Below are 19672 nucleotides of genomic sequence, written 5' to 3'. Positions count from 1 at the left end.
TTGGCACATCTCACGGGGCAAATCAGCCGCCGTAAACATCAAAATCGAAGTATTTTTTCGCCAGTTTGTCGTAGGTACCGTCTTTACGCATGCTGTCAAACGCCTTGTTCAGCGCGTCTTTCAGGTCAGTATCGGTCTTACGCAGACCCATGCCGGTGCCCACGCCGAAGAATTTGTCGTCTTTAACGGACGGACCGGCGAACGCGTAATCTTTACCGGCAGATTGTTTCAGGAAGCCTTCGCTGCCTGCCACTTCATCCTGGAATGCCGCGTCAAGACGACCGGAAGCCAGATCCGCATAAATCAGATCCTGGTTCTGGTAAGCCACCACGTTGATGCCTTTTGGCTGCCACATTGCATTGGCATAAGCTTCCTGCGTGGAACCCTGCAGAACACCGACGTTTTTGCCTTTCAGCGCGTCCAGCGTTGGCAGCACTTTTGACCCTTTTGGTGCGATCAGACGGGCGTTGGCCGCATACAGTTTTTCAGTGAAATCAATTTCCTGCTGACGTTTCTCAGTGATGGATAACGAGGAAATTATCGCATCAATTTTCTTGGCTTTCAGGGAAGGGATCAGGGCATCGAAATCACTTTCGACGTAGGTGCATTTTATTTCTGCACGTTTACACATCTCGTTAGCCAGGTCGATATCAAAACCTACCAGCTTGCCGCTGGAGTCCTTTGATTCAAATGGGGCGTAAGTCGGATCAGTACCGATATTAATTGCTTTAGGCGCGGCAGCAAATGCACTACCTGCACTGGCTAAGACCAGAACCAGCGGAAGAACCTTGAACAACTTTTTCATACATTAGCCTCAGTGATTATTCATCTGTTGTGGTTGTGTGTGCGTGAATGAACGTCTTTTTATAGTTTGCTGAACGATGCAAATGGCTTTTTGCCAGGTTTTCTCATGCACTTTTCGTGCCGCTTCTCTGCACAGCGATTTTGCGCCGTGAGAGTGTGAAAACCGGTCAAAAAAGCATCGGGATAATGAAAGTTTTCAAAGGTCTGAAGGAAGAATAGCTGAAGGCGTGGTGAACACTGCACCTCAATGAATCAAATTGTGATCATTGTTGGTGCAATGTAACTGAAGTGCGCGAAATGAGTGCGTATTGAGACTGGAAAGATCAGTGACTGCCCTGCCATCGAACAAATAAGTCTTCCGGCAGCTCGATATCAAACTGATCGATCACCCGGTTTACCGTCTGATCGATAATATCTTCGACCGAGGCCGGACGATGATAAAACGCCGGAACCGGGGGCATAATCACAGCACCCAGTTCGGCGGCCTGGGTCATCAGCCGTAAATGGCCGAGGTGCAGCGGGGTTTCACGCACGCACAACACCAGACGGCGACGTTCTTTCAGCACCACGTCAGCGGCGCGGGTCAGTAAACCGTCGGTATAACTGTTCACAATGCCGGAAAGTGTTTTGACCGAACACGGCAGGATCACCATACCGGCGGTTTTAAAGGAACCGGAAGAAATACTGGCGGCAATATCGCGGGAATCATGCACCACATCTGCCAGCGCCTGCACATCGCGCAGGGAAAGATCGGTTTCCAGTGTCAGCGTCTGGCGGGCGGCATTGCTCATCACCAGATGGGTTTCGATATCAGGTACACTCTGCAAAACCTGCAAAAGTCTGACACCATAAATTGCGCCGCTGGCGCCGGAAATACCGACGATAAGTCGTTTCATAAACACTGCCTTAAAATGAACCCGGATCCGTTTCAGCCAATACTGACATAAATTCAGGCATAAAAAAACGCGCCCGCCCGGTGGTGACCGGAGGGGCGCGCCTTAACGGATGTCAGTAACGGGCGAATCAGCCTTCGTTGTGCATCTCGAGATTTTCAGCTTCCTGCTGACCACGTAACGCCTGAGCGTCATCGTTGCGCAGGGCTTCAAGGTATTCCAGATAGTTCTGGTCAACGTCTTTGGTGACGTAAACACCGTCGAAGACTGAACATTCGAATTTCTCGATATCCATATTATCTTCTTTCACTGCGGCGATCAGGTCGCTCAGATCCTGGAAGATTAAGGCATCAGCACCGATTATCTGATTGATTTCGCTGACTTCACGGCCATGCGCAATCAGTTCGTTGGCGCTTGGCATATCGATTCCGTACACATTCGGGAAACGGATTTCCGGTGCCGCTGACGCCAGATAAACACGTCGTGCCCCGGCTTCACGCGCCATCTCAACAATCTGCTGAGAGGTGGTGCCGCGCACGATGGAGTCATCCACCAGCAACACGTTTTTATCACGGAATTCAGCACGGTTGGCGTTCAGTTTACGGCGTACAGATTTACGACGTTCCTGCTGCCCCGGCATGATAAAGGTACGGCCAACATAACGGTTTTTCACAAACCCCTGACGGTACGGTTTATCCAGAATACGGGCGATTTCCAGCGCGATATCGCAGGAGGTTTCCGGGATCGGAATGACCACGTCGATATCCATGTCTTCCCATTCACGGGCAATTTTCGCGCCCAGCTTTTCACCCATACGGACACGGGCGCTGTAGACGGAAATTTTGTCGATGAAGGAATCCGGACGCGCGAAATAGACGTATTCGAACAGGCACGGATTGTACTGCGGGTTCTCCGCGCACATGCGGGTGAACAGCTGACCTTTTTCGGTGATGTACACCGCTTCGCCCGGCGCAACGTCACGCAGGAACTCAAAGCCCAGCGTATCAAGCGCCACGCTCTCAGAAGCCACCATGTACTCGTTACGGCCATCTTCCAGCGTACGTTTACCGATGACCAGCGGACGGATACCGTGCGGGTCACGGAACGCCAGCATGCCGTGACCGATAATCATCGCCACACACGCATAGGCACCGCGAATTTTCAGGTTCACCGCCGCCACTGCCGCGAAAATGTTGTCTGCTTCCAGCGGGTAGTGCTGGAAACGATCCAGTTCACTCGCCAGGATATTCAGCAGGATCTCAGAATCGGACGTCGTGTTCACATGACGGCGCTGGCCTTCGAACAGGTTACTTCTCAATTCGTGAGCATTGGTCAGGTTACCGTTATGAGCAAGGGTGATGCCGAACGGAGAGTTGACGTAGAAAGGTTGAGCTTCTGAAGCGCTGGAACTGCCAGCCGTTGGGTAGCGCACATGGCCAATACCCATGTTGCCCTGTAAGCGTTGCATATGGCGGGCTTCGAAAACATCCTTCACCAGGCCATTCGCTTTACGTAAACGGAAGTTATTATTCGCGTCGATGGTGGTGATGCCTGCAGCATCCTGACCGCGGTGTTGTAACACCGTTAACGCGTCATAAATCGACTGGTTTACCGGCATGAAACCGGCGATACCGACAATACCGCACATGTTGTCTTTTCCTCTTCAGCGCTGCCAAAACTAAATATGTTTGGGCAAGAAACTCGACGTGCTCTGCAGGTAGTCAAAGAACCACCTGATGATATAACTGAACTGTGGGATCAACTGGGATTGCTTCCAGTCTTCGCTTTGTGAAAAACCGGTAAAAGTATCGAGGAAGAACAGCATCGCGGAGACGATTAACACCCCGCGCAGTGCGCCAAAGCACACACCTAACACCCTGTCAGTGCCGGACAACCCGGTTCTTTCAACCAGTGAACCAATCACATAGTTGACAATTGCACCTACGATCAACGTCGCGATGAACAAGATGGCAATTGCGATCCCGTTTCGAACTAACTCATCTTCGAAACGTGTGAAGTAGATGGCGAGGTAAGGGTAATAATGGCTGGCAACGAAAAAGGCACAAGCCCAGGTTACCAGCGATAAAGCCTCACGGACAAAACCACGGATTAAACTGACTAAAGCAGAAAATCCGATAACCGCAATGATGACGTAATCAATCCAGACCATTAACTATTCCAGTGTCTAATCCAGTCACGTCTGCCCCGGCATCCAGTTCGCGGCGAATTCTAACAGAAAAAGAAAACGTTTGCGTAGGGGAAATCTGCCGGTCAGACAAATTAATAATAGCGATTAAAAAAACCTCAATCGCAGCATAAACCTATAAAAATCCAGCCAGAGGATCTTATAGAAAAAGGGCACAAATCGCTTGTGCCCTCCGTGGTATTTTTTATGTATTTATCAACTCCCTCCCCTGCGAAAGGAGGGTTTGGGATGGGGTATTAAGGGCAACTCTGAATCTGGCGTTGCCTGCTAAACCCCCTCCCAGCCTCCCCCTTCGCAGGGGGAGGAGCGAAGAACTCGATCGGCTCCCTCCCCGCCACTCCCTTCGCAGGGAGAGGAGCAAAGAACTCGATCGGCTCCCTCCCCGCCACCCCCTTCGCAGGGAGAGGAGCAAAGAACTCGATCGGCTCCCTCCCCGCCACCCCCTTCGCAGGGAGAGGAGTAAAGAACTCGATCGGCTCCCTCCCCGCCACCCCCTTCGCAGGGAGAGGAGTAAAGAACTCGATCGGCTCCCTCCCCTGCGAAGGGGAGGGTTGGGGTGGGGTATTAATGGCAACTCTGAATCTGGCGTTGCCTGCTAAACCCCCTCCCAGCCTCCCCCTTCCCAGGGGAAGGAGCAAAGTCAGTGTGCAGAATATGCGCGAACCTGCCCGCCTAATCCACTCAGCTGTTGCAGTTGCGGCAATGAGGCTTCGAGTTTCTGCTTCGAGGCATCCGGGCCGACGTACAAGCGCGTGATCTGCCCCTGAACCGGTGTGGCCGGAACGGTGTAAGCACGGAAACCTGACAGGCGCAGATTCGCCACAATTTCATTGGCTTTAGCGGCATTTTTCAATGCGCCAAGCTGAACCACATAAGACTGCCCCGCCGGTGCTTTTTCTTCCGGTGCAGGTTTCGGCTGTTCAACCGGTTTAGGTTGTTCGGCAACTGCCTTCGGTTGTTCGACCGGTTTCGGCTGCTCCACAGGCTTCGGTTTCACCGTGGGCTTAGCTTCCACCATCGGTTTAGGTTCAATCGTTTTTGGCTTCTGCGGCGCAGGTTTGACCGGCGCGGTCTGTACCGGTTTTTTCTGCTCAGGCAGTGTGGTGGCCGGCGGAGCTTCTATGGTGGTGTTGCCGGGTGCCACATTGCCCTGATTCGCGGCATTGGTATTGTTGGCTGAACTCTCCGTGTCCGGTTCGCCGTTCATGGCCTGATCGGCACCTTCCGGCGGCTGAGCAGGCAAAGATTGCGTGACCGGTGGCACCGAGTCCTGTTCTTCAACATCACCCGGTTTCGGCACCAATGGAATAGACGCAAATTCGTCTTCGTAATGCTTTTTCTTGCCGTCGAGTAAACCGGGCAAAATGATGACGCCCAGCGCCACCAGAATGACCGTCCCGACCAGACGATTTTGAAACTTACTTGCCACTGGTTTTCCCCGTGTCTAAAGCATCCATTACGTGAGCTACGGTATGGAACGAGCCGCAGACAATCACAATATCCTGAGGAGCCGCCTCCTGCATAGCCTGTTTCCAGGCAGACTCCACATCATCAAACTGGTGCGCCTGCGGCAGATGCGTCGTCAGTTCTTCGACACTGGCCCCGCGCGGGCCTTCCAGCGGCGCGCAATACCATTCATCCACCTGCGGCGACAGGCAAGCCAGCGTACCGGCAATATCTTTGTCTTTCAACATTCCGACGACGGCGCGAACTTTGCCGCCATTTCGCGGCTGTTCTGCCAGACGTCCGGCCAGATACGCTGCCGCATGCGGGTTATGCGCGACATCCAGGATCAGGCGTGGCGATTCACTCACCGTCTGGAAACGTCCAGGCAACGCCGCGCGCTGTAAACCACTGCGCAACGCGGCTTCAGGAACAGCCAGTGCGGAATAATGCAGGGCAGCCAGCGCGGTCGCCGCATTGGCCAGCGGCACATTCGGCAACGGTAAACCTTCCAGCACGTTCACCTCGTTGCCCTGTTCCAGCGCCGCCCAGCGCCACTGTCCGGCATCGGCAGAAAAATGCCAGTTCACATCACGGCGATGTAAATCAGCGTGTTTTTCCTGCGCAACGGCGGCAATGGATTGCGGCATATCAGGCTCACCGACCACGGCCGGTTTACCGCCACGGAAAATACCGGCTTTTTCGCGGCCAATGCTTTCGCGATCCGAACCCAGCCAGTCGGTATGATCGAGCGCAATACTGGTGACCACGGCGACACTGGCATCGACGATATTGGTCGCGTCCAGGCGTCCGCCCAGCCCGACTTCGAGGATCACCACATCCAGCTTCGCCTGTTTGAACAGGTGCAACGCCGACAATGTGCCGTACTCGAAATAGGTCAGCGAGATATCGCCACGACCGGCTTCCAGCACCGCGAAGGATTCACAGTGCGCGGATCCCGGCAGCTCTTCACCCTGAATGCGCACCCGTTCGGTGTAGCGCACCAGATGCGGGGAACTGTAAACGCCCACGCGGTATCCGGCCGCCATCAGGATGGACTCCAGCGTGGCGCAGGTGGTGCCCTTGCCATTGGTTCCGGCGACGGTAAACACAAACGGTGCTGGCGTCAGTAAATCGAGTTTCGTGGCAACCGCTTTCACGCGGTCGAGGCCCAGTTCAATGGCCTGAGAATGGAGATGTTCGAGATAATAAAGCCACGTGGCCAAAGGCGACGTGGCTTGGGGGATAAGTTGATTTTGCATGAGTCCCGTTCAACCTTGTCAGGTTCACTTCGACACTACATCACCAGACTGTGACAGCAGGCAATGCCCTCTTTGTCAGATCTCACCAACAGAGTAAAAGCACGGGCTGCCTGTTTTGCAGAAAAACAGTGTGGGCGGCACAACAACCGATGGCCGCCCCAATTACTGACCGGCGTTTACCCTGTCTGATCAGGCATCCTGGTTGTCAGCGGCGGAACCGTTGACAGCAACATGGACGTCAGCCACATTCGGCTCCGGTTGCCCGGTCAGTTTCGCCAGCACGCTGCCCAGTTTGGCACGCATATCCGGACGACGTACGATCATATCAATCGCACCTTTTTCGATCAGGAACTCACTGCGCTGGAAGCCCGGCGGCAGTTTTTCGCGCACGGTTTGCTCGATAACGCGTGGACCGGCAAAACCGATCAGCGCTTTCGGCTCAGCGACGTTGATGTCGCCCAGCATCGCCAGACTGGCAGAAACACCGCCCATGGTCGGGTCAGTCAGCACAGAAATGTACGGCAGGCCGCGTTCCTGTAATTTCGCCAGTGCAGCACTGGTTTTCGCCATCTGCATCAGCGACATCAGCGCTTCCTGCATACGGGCACCGCCACTGGCAGAGAAACACACCAGCGGACAGTTATCTTCCAGCGCCTGCTCAACGGCACGCACAAAACGCGCACCCACCACGGACGCCATTGAACCGCCCATGAAGGCAAATTCAAATGAAGCCACCACGATTGGCATGCCGAACAGCGTGCCTTTCATGACGACCATCGCGTCTTTTTCGTTGGTTTCTTTTTGTGCCGCAACCAGACGATCTTTGTATTTCTTGGAATCTTTAAACTTCAGAACATCTTTAGGCTCAAGCTCGCTGCCTAATTCAACCTCACTGCCCTCGTCCATGAAAGTGGCCAGACGCATACGCGCGGTAAGACGCATATGGTGGTCGCACTTAGGGCACACCATGAGGTTGCGCTCAAGCTCGGCGCGGTAAAGGACCTGCCCGCAGCTGTCGCATTTAGTCCAGACGCCCTCAGGAATACTTGCCTTACGGGTTTGCGAGTCGGTGCTCTTACTAAGAATTCGTTCAATCCAGCTCATCGATAACCTTTCTGTTTGAACCCGGCCGAAGCCAGTCCGCTGTTCATGCTGTAACAAGTCCCCTGAAACCTACCCAAAATCACCTGTGCGCGGCGTGATAAAAAACCTCACACACCGCGTCACAGAAGGGTTGTTCGCAGGAACAGACCATAAATTGTCGCTCATTAAACCATAACGGCCAGACACTGTGGATAAAAAACTGGTCTTACCCTCGGGTTTAATGCCTTAAATTTTAACGCGCTTGCGTAAAAAAACGTCAGGGATTACTCCTGCTGACGCTTTTCTTTTGCGGCTGCGCGTTTGTGCCGCCAGATTTCAACCACACCCGGCAGGATGGAAACCACAATGATTGCCACGATCAGTAATTTCAGATTTTCCTGAACAATCGGCAGATCGCCGAAAAGGTAGCCAGCATAGGTAAATAACAGCACCCAAACCAGCGCCCCAATCACGTTATAGGCCGCAAAATGGCGGTAAGACATATGCCCCATACCGGCCACGAACGGCGCAAACGTGCGGACGATCGGCACGAAGCGCGCAAGAATAATCGTTTTGCCGCCATGTTTCTCGTAAAACTTATGCGTCTTGTCTAAATAACTGCGACGGAAAATCTTTGAGTCCGGATTACTGAACAGTCGTTCACCAAACACCCGTCCGATAGTGTAGTTCACCGCATCCCCGAGGATCGCCGCGACAGCCATCAGCAATGCCATCAGATGGACATTCATATCGTTGCCCGGCAACGCCGCCAGCGCACCTGCCACGAACAATAAGGAATCGCCCGGCAGGAAAGGTGTCACCACCAGACCGGTTTCGCAGAACAAAATCAGGAACAAAATCCCGTAAACCCAGACGCCATACTGTGCAACCAGTTCCGCCAGATGCACATCAATATGCAGAATGAAATCTATGACAAAGTGAATAAAGCCCATCAGTTCCTCCACCTCTTCCTGGTCAAAAAACGCCGTTGTGAATAAACGTTAATGCAACAATCGCTAAAAATGTCCCTTAATCTTCCAGGAACAGTGGCCCCATATTTACCTGAGGTAATGAAAATTTTTCCGGATAATCAACCGAGACCAGATACAACCCCTCCGGTTTCCCGGTAGCGGCGGCAAGGTTACGATCTTTCGCTGCCAGCAGGTCGCCCATCCAGCTCACCGGCTGATTGCCCGCGCCGATTTCCACCAGGCTGCCGACAATATTGCGCACCATGTGATGAACAAAAGCGTTAGCTTTGATATCGACCACCACATAGTTGCCGTGACGGCTGACATTCAAATGCATCACGTAGCGCCACGGCGTGCGCGACTGGCACTGCGATGCGCGAAAAGAGGTAAAGTCGTTCTCCCCCAGCAACGCCTGACCGGCAAGCTGCATTTTCTCCACATCGAGCGGCATATGAACGTGGGTCACGCCGGTATGCAAAATCGCTGAGCGGTAACGGTTGTTATAAATAACGTAACGGTAGCGGCGGGCGGTGGCGCTGAAACGGGCGTGGAAATCTTCCGCCACGTTCGCGCACCAGCGCACGGCAATATTTTTCGGCAGATGGGTATTCACCCCCATCGTCCACGCCGCATCTTTACGCAGCACCGGCGTATCAAAGTGCACTACCTGTCCGGTCGCGCTGACACCGGCATCCGTACGACCGGCGCAGAACACCACGATCGGCGTATTCGCGACACGGCTCAGCGCCTTTTCCAGGCATTCCTGCACGCTGGCGACGCCCTGCTGACGCTGCCAGCCAAAGTAGGCACTGCCGTCATATTCCACGCCTAACGCCACACGCCCGGCAACCGGTGCCGCGCTGACGTCAGCGATCACATCTTCGGACATAATCAGTACCAGTACTCGTTAATCAGCTTCTCTGCGGTTTCCACCGCCATCAGGGCACCGCCGAAACGCACATTGTCGGCCACTGACCAGAATTGCAGTAACTCAGGAATGCCGTAGTCATTACGGATACAACCGATGCTCAGGTTGGCATTGCCGGACGCATCGCTGACCTGCGTCGGGAAATCATCTTCATCGCTGAGATTAATGTCATCAATTTGTTCCAGTTCGGTGCGCGCTTCATCGGCAGACAGCGGGCGCAAGCCTTCCAGATGCACCACCTGCGCGTGACCGTAGAACACCGGCGACTGCACGCAGCTGACCGAAATCGGCAGGCCATCGTCCTGCAACACTTTGCGCACCTGATCCACCAGTCGGCGTTCCTGACGCACACTGCCCTCTTCATCACTGACCAGCGGTAACAGGTTGAATGCCAGTTGTTTGCTGAAAATACCTTCTTCTGCCGGAATGCCGTTCAGCAGGCGGGCACTTTGTCCGGCCAGATCGTCAACGGCCGCTTTACCCAGCGCCGAAACGGACAGCAGCGACGTGACGTGCAGACGGGACAAACCGGCCTGTTCGGTCAGCGGTTTGATGGCCGTCAGCAACTGACTGGTCAGGCTGTCGGCCACAGCCACGATATTACGGTTGCGGTAATGAGACAGCGCGTCAGGGTTCACGCCCGGCACCACCAGAGGAATGTCATGCTCAAGGGAGAACAGGCCGCTGCTGTCGATCACCAGACAACCCTGATTTGCCGCTTCTTCGGCATACAACGCTGAAGCCTCAGAGCCTGCGACAAAGAACGCCAGCTGAACCTGCGACCAGTCAAATTCAGACGCCTGCTGCACGCGCAGGCTTTTACCGTTAAAACGCACGGTCTGACCGGCGCTGCGTTCACTGGCCAGCGGGAAGAGCTCACCAACGGGGAACTGACGATCAGCCAATAATTCCAGTAACGCATCACCGACTGCGCCCGTTGCGCCAAGCAGCGCAATATTCCAGCCATCAGACATGTTGGTATTCTCCAGAAATAAAAGTACAAAATACAAAGGGGCGGTGAAACTCACCGCCCGGCTATCAGAGTAATATTGCGTGAATGTACAGTGAAAAGATTCAGGCTGGCTTAACTCAACCTAACTGGCTGTTAAAGCCCAGTTTTTTCAGCACATCCGCGGTCGCTGCATCGTCGCATATCACCCGTAAAGAGGACCACTCACGACGTTCTTCATAGAACTTACGCAGCTTGTCGAATTCGCCCGGTTTACCGGCGACACGGCGCAAAGGCCGGTCATCGCGGCGCACATCATACACTAAGTGAATAAGACGCAGCAGTTTGGCTTCGCTCAGCGCGCCACTCAGGGTCACTTCGGCAAATTCAGGCGCAGGGAGCAAGGATTCCAGCGGCACGGTTTGTGGCTGACCGATAAACTTGCTGAATGCTTCGAACACCTGCGTGGTGCCGCGGGCTTTGCCTTCCAGGCTGTAACCGGCGATGTGTGCCGTACCGATAGCCACTTTATCCAGCAGCGCCAGCGATAAATCCGGTTCCGGTTCCCAGACATCCAGCACGGCGGTCAGTTTTTTACTGCCGTTCAGCGCCTCGAGCAGCGCGGCGTTATCCACCACTTCGCCACGGCAGGCGTTAATCAGAATGCGGTCAGCGGGCAGACGCGCCAGTAAATCTGCATCCACCAGATGATGCGTGGCATACGGGCCGGACATATTCAGCGGCGTGTGGAACGTCAGAATGTCTGCTTCAGCGACCAGTTTTTCCAGCGGCCAGAATTCACCGGCGTCACCGCGATCGGCGCGTGGCGGATCGCACAGCAACGTACGAACACCGAGTGCTTCAAGACGCGCATTCAGGCGCGAGCCGACATTCCCCACGCCGATGATCCCGACCGTTTTATCGCGCAACTGGAAACCGTCGCGTTGCGCGAGGATCAGCAGGGATGAGAACACGTATTCCACTACCGCAATCGCATTACAGCCCGGCGCGGCGGAGAAACCAATCCCGGCGCTGGCCAGCCATGCATCATCCACGTGATCGGTTCCCGCCGTGGCGGTGCCGACAAATTTCACCGGTTTTCCCGCCAGTAAACTTTCGTTCACTTTGGTCACAGACCGCACCATCAGCGCATCGGCATCATTCAGGGCATCTTGCGGAATAGGACGGCCGGGCACAGCCTGCACGTTACCCAGACGGCTAAAAAGCTCGACGGCATACGGCATATTTTCATCAACCAGGATTTTCACGTTTGTCTCCGGCAGCATGGCCTAAAGAAAGAATAGAAAATAAAGAGGGCATTGATTTTGCCACGATACCGGGTCAGATCCCAACTTTCAGGGCACAGGTTTACCTGTCGTTACGAAAACGCTGCGGTGTGGTACCGGAAACCTGCTGAAACATAGCGATAAAGGCAGACGACGAGCTGTAACCCAGTTCGAGTGAGATATCCTGCACCGTCTTCCCCTGCTCAAGCAATGAGATGGAATGCAGAAAACGCAGCCGCTGACGCCACTGCGCAAAGCTCATCCCCAGTTCCTGCTGGCATCGCCGCGACAATGTCCGTTCGGTGGTATACACCTGCGTCGCCCAGTGCGCCAGCGGCGTATTATCCGCCGGATTCTTTTCCAGCGCGCTCAGGATCGGAGCCAGTAATTTATTCTCTGACGTCGGCAGATAGGTGTTCTGACGCGGTGCCAGACTGATCTGATCGAGCAACACGCGGCACATGCGCAAATCCGCCTCACTCTGCGGCTCGGTCATGTTTCGCGAGAAGCAGTCATCAGCGATGGCATTAAAAATGGCCGTGGGCGTCAGCAGACAAGGTTCGGCAGGCAGATGGGTGTCCAGTTCCAGCGCAATATCGATGGCACAAAAACGGGTTGTTTTGCGGTTATAACTGGAATGCTCCACGCCCGCAGGCACCCAGATAGCGAATTCACGCGGGGCCAGATAACGCTGACCGGCCACCAGCATGGCCAGTACGCCGGATTTGACGCAGATAATCTGGCTCCAGGGATGCGAATGGCGCACATACTCCGAATTCCCCTCAACGATTTCGCCGCGAAAAAGCAGCGTAACCGGCATCTTTTCGGGTAATGGCGGATAATAACGGGGTGAGGAAGAACGTGGCGAACGCATAAAAACCTTTTTGTCTGTGAGCCGCACGGGATTGTCCGGATTGCACGACGTATTGTCTGATTATCGTTATATCTAACAAACAAGACAATCGTACACTGACGTGACGATTTACTGAGGAATATTATGTCATGAATGTGCTTTTTCCCCTGCTCGCCGTCCTGATCTGGTCACTGAACGCGGTGGTCAGTAAAGCCTCGGCCAGCGCGATTGATCCGGCTGCCATTTCGTTTTACCGCTGGCTGCTCGCCCTGCTGACGCTGACTCCGTTCATTTTGCCCGGTGTGCTGCGCAACCTTCAGGCGATAAAACAATACTGGTGGAAACTGCTGATCCTCGGCCTGCTGGGCATGGTGCTTTATCAGAGTCTGGCCTATTACGCCGCCCACAGTGTCAGTGCGCTGTTTATGGGGATCCTCAACTCGCTGATCCCGCTGCTGACCGTGCTGATTGGTCTGTTTGTGCTGAGCGTGGTGCCGACCGTCGGCGTGGCGTTGGGCAGTATGATTTCTCTCGGCGGGCTGGTCTGGCTGGTCAGTGCTGGTGATCCAGCGCAACTGCTGCAACACGGGATTGGCACGGGTGAGCTGATGATGTTTGCCGCTTCGGCGTCCTACGCATTGTATGGCGTGCTGACCAAACGCTGGGCGATCCCGCTGCCGAACTGGCAGTCGTTATATGTGCAGATCATTTTCGGTGTGTTACTGCTGCTGCCGAATTTCCTGATGGCGAAGGATGTCAGCCTGACGGTACACAATATTCCGCTGGTGTTGTTCGCGGGGATCCCGGCCTCGATCATTGCGCCGTTTTTATGGATCCAGGGCGTTATTCGTCTCGGTGCCAACAAAGCGTCCATTTTCATGAACCTGTCGCCGATTTTCACCGCCGTGATCGCCGTGTTGTTCCTGCACGAGCAGTTGCACAGCTACCATCTTATCGGCGGGGGTATCACCCTTGCCGGGGTGATCCTGGCGCAGCGTTTGCGTAAACCGCTGTTCAGCCGCGCCGTCCCTGCGGCACAAAAAAATCCCCGCTAAATCCTCGTGCCATCTTCCGAAAAGAAGATGGCACTTGCCTGTTTTCTGCTTTCGCGCCCCGCCAGACATTTTTATCTGCCGTTTTAGGAAACAATCTCCCGAAGAATCTTACTCAGCCTGCTATTCACGGTGTCGATTAATACACTTTGCAGGTATGATGAGCCGCTTCCGCGCTCTGCGCCGTGCTTTTTACTTTTCATTAAGTTCAGGCAACGTTTTAAATTTCCAGCGAAGGACGGTGATATGCAACCTTTGAGCGGCCCGGGCATGCCGGTTGGCGACAACAGAACACAGCCCCAGGGTCAGACCGTTCCGGTTAAAACAGGCGCTGAACTGCCATTAACGCCGGTACAGCGCACCACGCTGGAAAAACTGATCGTCAAACTGATGGCGCTCACGCCGATTAAATCGGCCGAGATCTGGGCGAATTTGCGCCACGACCTGGCGCTGCCGCACGGTGCAGAAATCACTTCGCAACAGTTCCCGCAGGCCGAAACGCTGTTGCAGGGGAAACTCACGCAAGCGCAGGACAGCCATGCCTCGCGCCAGCTGATGTTGCAACTGACCGAACTGCTGCCGCAGGGCAATAACCGTCAGGCGGTGAGTGACTTTATACGCCAGAATTTCGGACACACCGTGCTCAGCCAGCTGACGCATCCGCAGCTGCAACAGGTGCTGGATCTGATCCAGACCCGTCAGATGAATATCCCGCAACCGCAACAGACGCCGGTGACCGATCGTCCGTTGCTGCCTGCCGAACATAACAGCCTGCAACAGCTTGTCACGCGCCTCAGCGCGGCTACCGGCGAAGCACCGGTAAAAGTCTGGCAGGCGCTGTTTACGCTGGTGGGTGTGAAGGTGGGCGAGCCAATACCGGCGAAGCATTTTCAGGTGCTCAGCCAGTTTTTGCAGGTAAAAGCCTCGCTCAGCCAGCAGACGACGCCACCGACGCTGACAACGCTGCTGAGTGTGCTCAAACAACCTGCCAGCACGCATGAAATCCATCAGCTGACGGAATATGCGGAAAACCGTTTCAGCGCGACATTATCCACGCCGCTGACGCCGGTTCAGGTAAGCGATCTGATTGGTGTGCTGTTCAGCCAGCGGGTTGACCGTTCACCGCGTGCGGATGAAACCGACGATGCATTCACGACCGTGTCGCGCACCGACCCGCAACCAATCATGAATCCGTTCATCGCGATGTTGCCGCCTTCCATGCAGGCGATGGGTGGCAAACCGCTGCTGTTTATTGCGTTCGTGGTGATCGTGCTGCTGTTGTGGTTACTGTTTTAAGCGCGACTTTCAGCAACCGCACTCCTGCGGTGCCTGTTCCGGCGCATATTGTCCGCGTTCTTCACCTGTTGCCAGCGGGTGCTGATCGCGGATCCAAAAATCCAGCCCGCCAATCATTTCCTTTACCCTGAACCCCAGTTTTGCCAGCTTGTACGCGCCCTGCGTCGAGCCGTTGCACCCGATGCCGTCGCAATAGGTCACATACACCACGTCTTTGCTCAGCTCGCGGGTGCTTTCTGCCGTCATATGTTTATGCGGAAAACTGACCGCGCCGGGCACATGACCGCGTGCATAATGTTCAGCAGAACGGGTATCAATAACCACAATGCCTTCGATGCCGTTTTGTAAATCCGCCGCGACATCCGCCGCATCGGTATAAAAACTCAGTTTGGACAACAAATATGCGGCACTGATTTCCGGTGACGGCGGTGCAAATCCCAACACATAAGACGCCTGTTGCATAAACGCTTCCTCATAAAGTGATGTGTCTGAAAACAGTTTCATCATCGCTGTTTTTGGTCTTATGATTAATGCCAATTTCCGGTTAACACTAAGACCCATTATGCCCGCGCAGCCCCAGCCACCGGCTCTGATTACGCTTTTTGAAAATACAGCGACCACGGCAGGTCTGCGTGACAGGCTGTGTGCCGCGTTGCGGCAGGCCATCAGCAGCGGAGCACTGACGGCCGGAGAGCGTCTGCCCTCTTCCCGTCTGCTGGCCTGCGATCTGAATCTGTCGCGAGTCACGGTTGAGGCGGCTTATGCGCAGGTGGAGGCGGAAGGTTATCTTCAGCGTCATACCGGCAAAGGCACCTTTGTCAGCCAGTCGCTGCCCCGCGCGCCGTCTGCACGCAAAAGCAAAGTCGTCAAACCCGGTCTTGCCAGAATATCAGCCAGAGGGCAGAAAATTGTCGCCACCGGCGGATGCCGTGACCCGCAATCCCCCGTCGCCTTTGCCGCCGGTTCGCCCGACCTTCGCGCTTTTCCGCTGAAAATCTGGAAACAGATGACCGCCAGACAATTACGTGTTGAGGGAGAACGTCTGCTGGGATATGGCGATCCGCAAGGGTATTTGCCGCTGCGTGAGGCGCTTGCCCGTTACCTGCAACAGTCGCGCGGGGTGAGCTGCACCGCCGCGCAAATCCTGATCACCACCAGTTCGCAACAGGCATTGCAGTTACTGGCGATGCTGCTGATTGATCCGGCGGATAGCGTCTGGCTGGAGCAGCCGGGGTATCCCGGTGCGCGCAATGCGTTTGCCAGCGCCGGCGCCGACATTTGCGCCATTCCGGTGGATGATCAGGGAATGGCGCCGGATCCCGCATTCCCGGTTCCGCGCCTGATATACCTGACGCCTTCGCATCATTACCCGACCGGCGTCAGCCTGAGTCTGCCCCGCCGCTTACACCTGCTTGAGTTTGCCCGGCGGCACGGCAGCTGGATCATTGAAGACGATTACGACAGCGAATTGCATTACGACGGACGGCCGCTTCCCGCCATGCAGGGGCTGGATAAACATCAGCAGGTGATTTATCTCGGCACCTTCTCGAAAGTGCTGTTCCCGTCATTACGGCTGGCCTATGCCGTTTTGCCGCCGGCACTGGTGGCTCCGATGGTCACATTGCGCACGGTGAATGACGGCCACTCTTCACAGCTGATGCAGGCGGTGACCGCCGAATTTATGCACACCGGCCATTTCGCTTCTCACCTGCGTTTTTCGCGTCAGCTTTATCACAGCCGCCGCGATCATCTGCTGGCACAGATTGGGCAGAAAATTGACTGGCTGATACCTCAGGTGTCAGCCGGAGGATTGCAACTCGCCGCTCATCTGCCTGCCGGACAAGAACAGTATTTCAGCACGCTTGCCGCACAGGCGGGCATTGAGACTCCGCGTCTTTCGCCGCTGTTTACCGGCAATGGCGGTTCACCGGCGCAGCATCAGGATGGCTGGCTGCTCGGCTTTTCGGCCTTAACGCCGTCTGAAATCACCACCGCAGTAAACCGGCTAGCCTCGCTGAAAGTGCCTGCTATTTCGCAAACAATGCCAGCAGCAACCAGCCAGCCCCGCCGCTGAACAACAGGAACGGGAAGGAGTAGTAGTGAAAACGGAGCCAGATTTTTTTGTCACCCGCCATGCGCAGTGCGATCAGGTTGGCCAGCGATCCTATCGCCAGCCCGAAACCCCCGGCATTCACGGCGTAAGCCAGCAGCGGGCCGGACGGTAAATAATTGATCATCAGGATCGTCGCCGGCACGTTGCTGATCACCTGCGAAAGCCCGATGCTGAGAAGATAATGTCCGTAATCCGGCAGCCCGTGAATATGGGTAAACGCAGGCTGCAAGGCGTGCAGCCCGACCAGCAAACGCACATCGATAAACATCACGATAAACACCAAAATCAGCGGCCAGTCGATACGCAGCAGAACGTTACGCGCCAGCAGTAAAAAGCACGCCACTACCGCCAGCAGGCCATATAACGCATACCCCAGATCCACGCAGGCAATAAACGCCACATACAGCACCACGCAACTGATCAGCAGACGTTTCTGGAACGGATACCCCTGATTACTCTCCAGCTTTTTCAGGCTGTGCGACGGAAAACACCACCAGGTCACCACGAATAAGGCGGCCAGGGTCACCAGCGCCAGCGGTGCCATCTGCCCGATGAAATGCAGGAATGACTGACCGGACTTATTCCATAACAGGATATTTTGCGGGTTACCGATTGGCGTGAGCAGCGAACCGGCGTTCACCGCCAGCGCTTCAAAGATGATCAGCCGCGTGACCGGCAGCGACGTCAGTTTTTTCAGGGTAATGGTCAGCGGAATAACGATAAACAGCGCGACGTCATTGGTCATAAAGGTCGACAGCACCGCCGCCGCACTCACCAGGAAAAGCGCCAGCCGCCGTTCATTGTCGATGGCGTTAATCATCTTGCGGCCAACAAAATCAAAGTAGCCGCTGACCTCCACGCCCTTGGTCAGCATCAGCAAACCCAGCAGCGTGACGATAGTGTTCCAGTCGACAAACTGCGGAAACTGCATGATTTTCGCAGGCTGGAACAGCGTCAGAATGACCCCAAGTATGATTAACAGATGCAAAAACCTGTCACGTAAAAAAGGCTTAAAGACTGAGCCGAGTGCCGCCATCAACATGTTTTTTTCTTCGCTGATCAGAATGCGCTGACGTTACCCGAAGAAATTCGCCGCTGCCAGCGAATAACATCGATCAGCAGGAAAATCAGCAGGCTGATGCCCATCACCGGTAATGAAATCGCCAGCCCGAGCGTGATGACAAACACCGGACATTGCAGGCTGAACGGGAGCGATGTCCAGGTTTGCAGCAGCGTCACCGCCGGATTGCTGCCGTCGTTGCTGACGCTTCTGCGCAGCCACCACAAGCGATATCCCCAGGCAATCATCACGCATAATCCGGCACCAAAAATCACCAGAATGGCCTGATTCCAGACGCCGAATAAAATCCCCATATGGGCATCGACGCCCCAGCGGGTCAGCTTGGCGAGCAGCGGAAAATCAGCAAACCGCACGTGATCGACAATCTGCATTGAGCGAGGATTCACCGAAACCGCATCTACCTGCGTCGGCCAGCGGCGATCGACTTCCGTCACCGTCCAGGCTTTTCCGGCGTCCCCGGACGGACGGATTTCAATCTTATCTGCCGTGATGCCAGACTCCCGCGCCGCCTGAAGTACCGCGTCGAAAGTCTGTGCGGAAACCGTTACCGCAGGCATTGCGTGCACGGACATGTCCATGCCGGGCATACCGGCCATCTGCGCATGATGCTCCGCATGTTCGTCAGCCGGTGCTGCCACTGTTTGCCCGTCCAGACGGGTGTTCACCGCAGGGGTCATCCAGCCCATGTACGCGCGCAGTACGCTGATATTGTCCCCCGCCCATTGTGACCAGGTCAGACCGGTGGCCGAGAAGAACAGCAATCCGGCGAGTAACAACAGGCCGAGCGTGCTGTGCCAGCGACGGCTGTGCTGCTGTTTTTCCACTTTCCCGCTGACCTTACGCAACTGACGGGGTTGGCGACGTCCGGTAAACCAGAGCACCACACCACCCAGCGCCGCCACCCATAACCATGACGCGGCCAGCTCGCTGTAAACGCGTCCCGCATCGCCGAGTAACAGGCCGCGATGCAAATCGTCCAGCCAGGTACGGAACGGCAGAATGCCGCTGGTGCCGTACACCGTCATATCGCCTTTCGCCGCCAGCGTGACCGGATCGATGAAAATCGCCCGGGTTTTGGATGCCCCAAGTTGCGGATCAGAAAACATCACCCGCGTGGTCTCCCCGGCAGACGGCGCCGGTCTGACGGCGTAAATTTGTTTCTCCTGACCGGCCACTTTTTGCGCCGCATCCACCTGACGTGATAACGGCTGTGCGGTGCCTTCTGAGCGGGTAAACAGCGCATCAGCATAGAGGTAATTTTCGAACTGAGGCGTCAGCACATACAGGGTGCCGGTGAGTGCGGCGACAAAAATAAACGGCCCGACAAACAGACCAATATAGAAATGTAAGCGGCGCAACAGCGCCAGAAAAGCCGCCTGCGCAGGCAGTTTTTTAGCCGGATAGACAGGTTGGTTCATAAATACGGATCCCAAAATTTCAAATAGCACGCCG

18 protein-coding genes are annotated in these 19672 nt (G+C 55.2%); 3 read left to right on the top strand and 15 right to left on the bottom strand.

Annotation, left to right across the window (positions count from 1 at the left end; all coding sequences use genetic code 11):
• Positions 1-22: 22 nt before the first annotated feature.
• The 12 genes from argT to J9880_RS13950 all read right to left on the bottom strand — a co-directional run bounded on the left by argT (position 23) and on the right by J9880_RS13950 (position 12699).
• Positions 23-805, bottom strand: a complete 783-nt coding sequence (argT, locus tag J9880_RS14005; RefSeq protein ID WP_095922862.1) for a lysine/arginine/ornithine ABC transporter substrate-binding protein ArgT — start codon at positions 803-805, stop codon at positions 23-25.
• A gap of 322 nt (positions 806-1127) precedes the next feature.
• A complete protein-coding gene (locus tag J9880_RS14000; RefSeq protein WP_095922863.1) occupies positions 1128-1700 on the bottom strand; it encodes a UbiX family flavin prenyltransferase in 573 nt (190 codons plus the stop codon).
• A gap of 127 nt (positions 1701-1827) precedes the next feature.
• Entirely contained in the window at positions 1828-3345 is a 1518-nt protein-coding gene (gene purF, locus J9880_RS13995; RefSeq protein ID WP_131692945.1) for an amidophosphoribosyltransferase, read from the bottom strand.
• Between the two features lie 30 nt (positions 3346-3375).
• Complete coding sequence (gene cvpA, locus J9880_RS13990; protein WP_013574561.1) at positions 3376-3867, bottom strand: colicin V production protein; 492 nt, start codon at positions 3865-3867, stop codon at positions 3376-3378.
• A 676-nt stretch (positions 3868-4543) separates the two neighbouring features.
• Positions 4544-5332: a cell division protein DedD gene (gene dedD, locus J9880_RS13985; RefSeq protein ID WP_095922866.1), complete on the bottom strand. Its 789-nt coding sequence runs from the start codon at positions 5330-5332 to the stop codon at positions 4544-4546.
• Positions 5322-6608 carry a bifunctional tetrahydrofolate synthase/dihydrofolate synthase gene (gene folC / locus J9880_RS13980; RefSeq protein ID WP_232769497.1) on the bottom strand — a complete coding sequence of 429 codons (1287 nt, stop codon included), beginning with the start codon at positions 6606-6608 and terminating at the stop codon, positions 5322-5324. The genes dedD and folC overlap by 11 nt, the downstream gene beginning before the upstream one ends.
• Before the next feature lie 189 nt (positions 6609-6797).
• On the bottom strand, positions 6798-7712 hold the full coding sequence (gene accD / locus J9880_RS13975) for an acetyl-CoA carboxylase, carboxyltransferase subunit beta (RefSeq protein ID WP_095922868.1): 915 nt from the start codon (positions 7710-7712) through the stop codon (positions 6798-6800).
• Between the two features lie 263 nt (positions 7713-7975).
• Positions 7976-8644: a DedA family protein gene (locus tag J9880_RS13970; protein WP_095925182.1), complete on the bottom strand. Its 669-nt coding sequence runs from the start codon at positions 8642-8644 to the stop codon at positions 7976-7978.
• Positions 8645-8720: 76 nt separating this feature from the next.
• Positions 8721-9551 (bottom strand): tRNA pseudouridine(38-40) synthase TruA, encoded by an 831-nt coding sequence (gene truA / locus J9880_RS13965; RefSeq protein WP_232769496.1) that lies wholly within the window; start codon positions 9549-9551, stop codon positions 8721-8723.
• Positions 9552-9553: 2 nt separating this feature from the next.
• On the bottom strand, positions 9554-10564 hold the full coding sequence (locus J9880_RS13960) for an aspartate-semialdehyde dehydrogenase (protein WP_095922870.1): 1011 nt from the start codon (positions 10562-10564) through the stop codon (positions 9554-9556).
• Positions 10565-10679: 115 nt separating this feature from the next.
• Complete coding sequence (gene pdxB / locus J9880_RS13955; RefSeq protein ID WP_232769495.1) at positions 10680-11807, bottom strand: 4-phosphoerythronate dehydrogenase PdxB; 1128 nt, start codon at positions 11805-11807, stop codon at positions 10680-10682.
• Between the two features lie 100 nt (positions 11808-11907).
• The gene (locus J9880_RS13950) at positions 11908-12699 is read right to left on the bottom strand and encodes an AraC family transcriptional regulator (RefSeq protein ID WP_232769494.1); all 792 of its coding nucleotides are present in this window, start codon (positions 12697-12699) and stop codon (positions 11908-11910) included.
• A 128-nt stretch (positions 12700-12827) separates the two neighbouring features.
• Here J9880_RS13950 and J9880_RS13945 point away from each other — a divergent pair, with 128 nt between their 5' ends.
• Both J9880_RS13945 and flk read left to right on the top strand, forming a co-directional pair.
• Positions 12828-13733 (top strand): DMT family transporter, encoded by a 906-nt coding sequence (locus J9880_RS13945; protein ID WP_119822588.1) that lies wholly within the window; start codon positions 12828-12830, stop codon positions 13731-13733.
• A 243-nt stretch (positions 13734-13976) separates the two neighbouring features.
• Positions 13977-15026, top strand: coding sequence for a flagella biosynthesis regulator Flk (flk, locus tag J9880_RS13940; RefSeq protein WP_232769493.1), 1050 nt, complete (start codon positions 13977-13979; stop codon positions 15024-15026).
• Positions 15027-15035: 9 nt separating this feature from the next.
• Here the strand turns inward: flk and J9880_RS13935 are convergent, their stop codons facing one another.
• On the bottom strand, positions 15036-15488 hold the full coding sequence (locus tag J9880_RS13935) for a rhodanese-like domain-containing protein (RefSeq protein WP_133822925.1): 453 nt from the start codon (positions 15486-15488) through the stop codon (positions 15036-15038).
• A 100-nt stretch (positions 15489-15588) separates the two neighbouring features.
• Between J9880_RS13935 and pdxR the strand changes: the two genes are divergently transcribed.
• Positions 15589-17100: a MocR-like pyridoxine biosynthesis transcription factor PdxR gene (gene pdxR / locus J9880_RS13930; RefSeq protein WP_232769492.1), complete on the top strand. Its 1512-nt coding sequence runs from the start codon at positions 15589-15591 to the stop codon at positions 17098-17100.
• On the opposite strand, the gene J9880_RS13925 is transcribed toward pdxR, so the two are convergent.
• Positions 17054-18181: an SLC13 family permease gene (locus J9880_RS13925; RefSeq protein WP_232769491.1), complete on the bottom strand. Its 1128-nt coding sequence runs from the start codon at positions 18179-18181 to the stop codon at positions 17054-17056. The genes pdxR and J9880_RS13925 overlap by 47 nt on opposite strands.
• Positions 18182-18198: 17 nt before the next feature.
• Positions 18199-19638, bottom strand: coding sequence for a PepSY-associated TM helix domain-containing protein (locus J9880_RS13920; protein WP_095922878.1), 1440 nt, complete (start codon positions 19636-19638; stop codon positions 18199-18201).
• Between the last annotated feature and the right edge of the window lie 34 nt (positions 19639-19672).

Source organism: Rahnella victoriana (assembly GCF_021276285.1).
Lineage (GTDB): Bacteria > Pseudomonadota > Gammaproteobacteria > Enterobacterales > Enterobacteriaceae > Rahnella > Rahnella victoriana.
Note: the sequence above shows the minus strand (reverse complement) of the source record. Positions and strands in the feature narration are given on the sequence as shown.

What these genes read in the sequence shown, in the direction of transcription:
- J9880_RS13920 (WP_095922878.1), bottom strand. Translation starts at nt 19,638, where the DNA reads ATGAACCAACCTGTCTATCCGGCTAAAAAACTGCCTGCGCAGGCGGCT.
- J9880_RS14000 (WP_095922863.1), bottom strand. Translation starts at nt 1,700, where the DNA reads ATGAAACGACTTATCGTCGGTATTTCCGGCGCCAGCGGCGCAATTTAT.
- pdxR (WP_232769492.1), top strand. Translation starts at nt 15,589, where the DNA reads ATGCCCGCGCAGCCCCAGCCACCGGCTCTGATTACGCTTTTTGAAAAT.
- folC (WP_232769497.1), bottom strand. Translation starts at nt 6,608, where the DNA reads ATGCAAAATCAACTTATCCCCCAAGCCACGTCGCCTTTGGCCACGTGG.
- truA (WP_232769496.1), bottom strand. Translation starts at nt 9,551, where the DNA reads ATGTCCGAAGATGTGATCGCTGACGTCAGCGCGGCACCGGTTGCCGGG.
- J9880_RS13925 (WP_232769491.1), bottom strand. Translation starts at nt 18,181, where the DNA reads ATGTTGATGGCGGCACTCGGCTCAGTCTTTAAGCCTTTTTTACGTGAC.
- J9880_RS13935 (WP_133822925.1), bottom strand. Translation starts at nt 15,488, where the DNA reads ATGCAACAGGCGTCTTATGTGTTGGGATTTGCACCGCCGTCACCGGAA.
- J9880_RS13950 (WP_232769494.1), bottom strand. Translation starts at nt 12,699, where the DNA reads ATGCGTTCGCCACGTTCTTCCTCACCCCGTTATTATCCGCCATTACCC.
- argT (WP_095922862.1), bottom strand. Translation starts at nt 805, where the DNA reads ATGAAAAAGTTGTTCAAGGTTCTTCCGCTGGTTCTGGTCTTAGCCAGT.
- accD (WP_095922868.1), bottom strand. Translation starts at nt 7,712, where the DNA reads ATGAGCTGGATTGAACGAATTCTTAGTAAGAGCACCGACTCGCAAACC.
- cvpA (WP_013574561.1), bottom strand. Translation starts at nt 3,867, where the DNA reads ATGGTCTGGATTGATTACGTCATCATTGCGGTTATCGGATTTTCTGCT.
- purF (WP_131692945.1), bottom strand. Translation starts at nt 3,345, where the DNA reads ATGTGCGGTATTGTCGGTATCGCCGGTTTCATGCCGGTAAACCAGTCG.
- J9880_RS13945 (WP_119822588.1), top strand. Translation starts at nt 12,828, where the DNA reads ATGAATGTGCTTTTTCCCCTGCTCGCCGTCCTGATCTGGTCACTGAAC.
- J9880_RS13960 (WP_095922870.1), bottom strand. Translation starts at nt 10,564, where the DNA reads ATGTCTGATGGCTGGAATATTGCGCTGCTTGGCGCAACGGGCGCAGTC.
- flk (WP_232769493.1), top strand. Translation starts at nt 13,977, where the DNA reads ATGCAACCTTTGAGCGGCCCGGGCATGCCGGTTGGCGACAACAGAACA.
- J9880_RS13970 (WP_095925182.1), bottom strand. Translation starts at nt 8,644, where the DNA reads ATGGGCTTTATTCACTTTGTCATAGATTTCATTCTGCATATTGATGTG.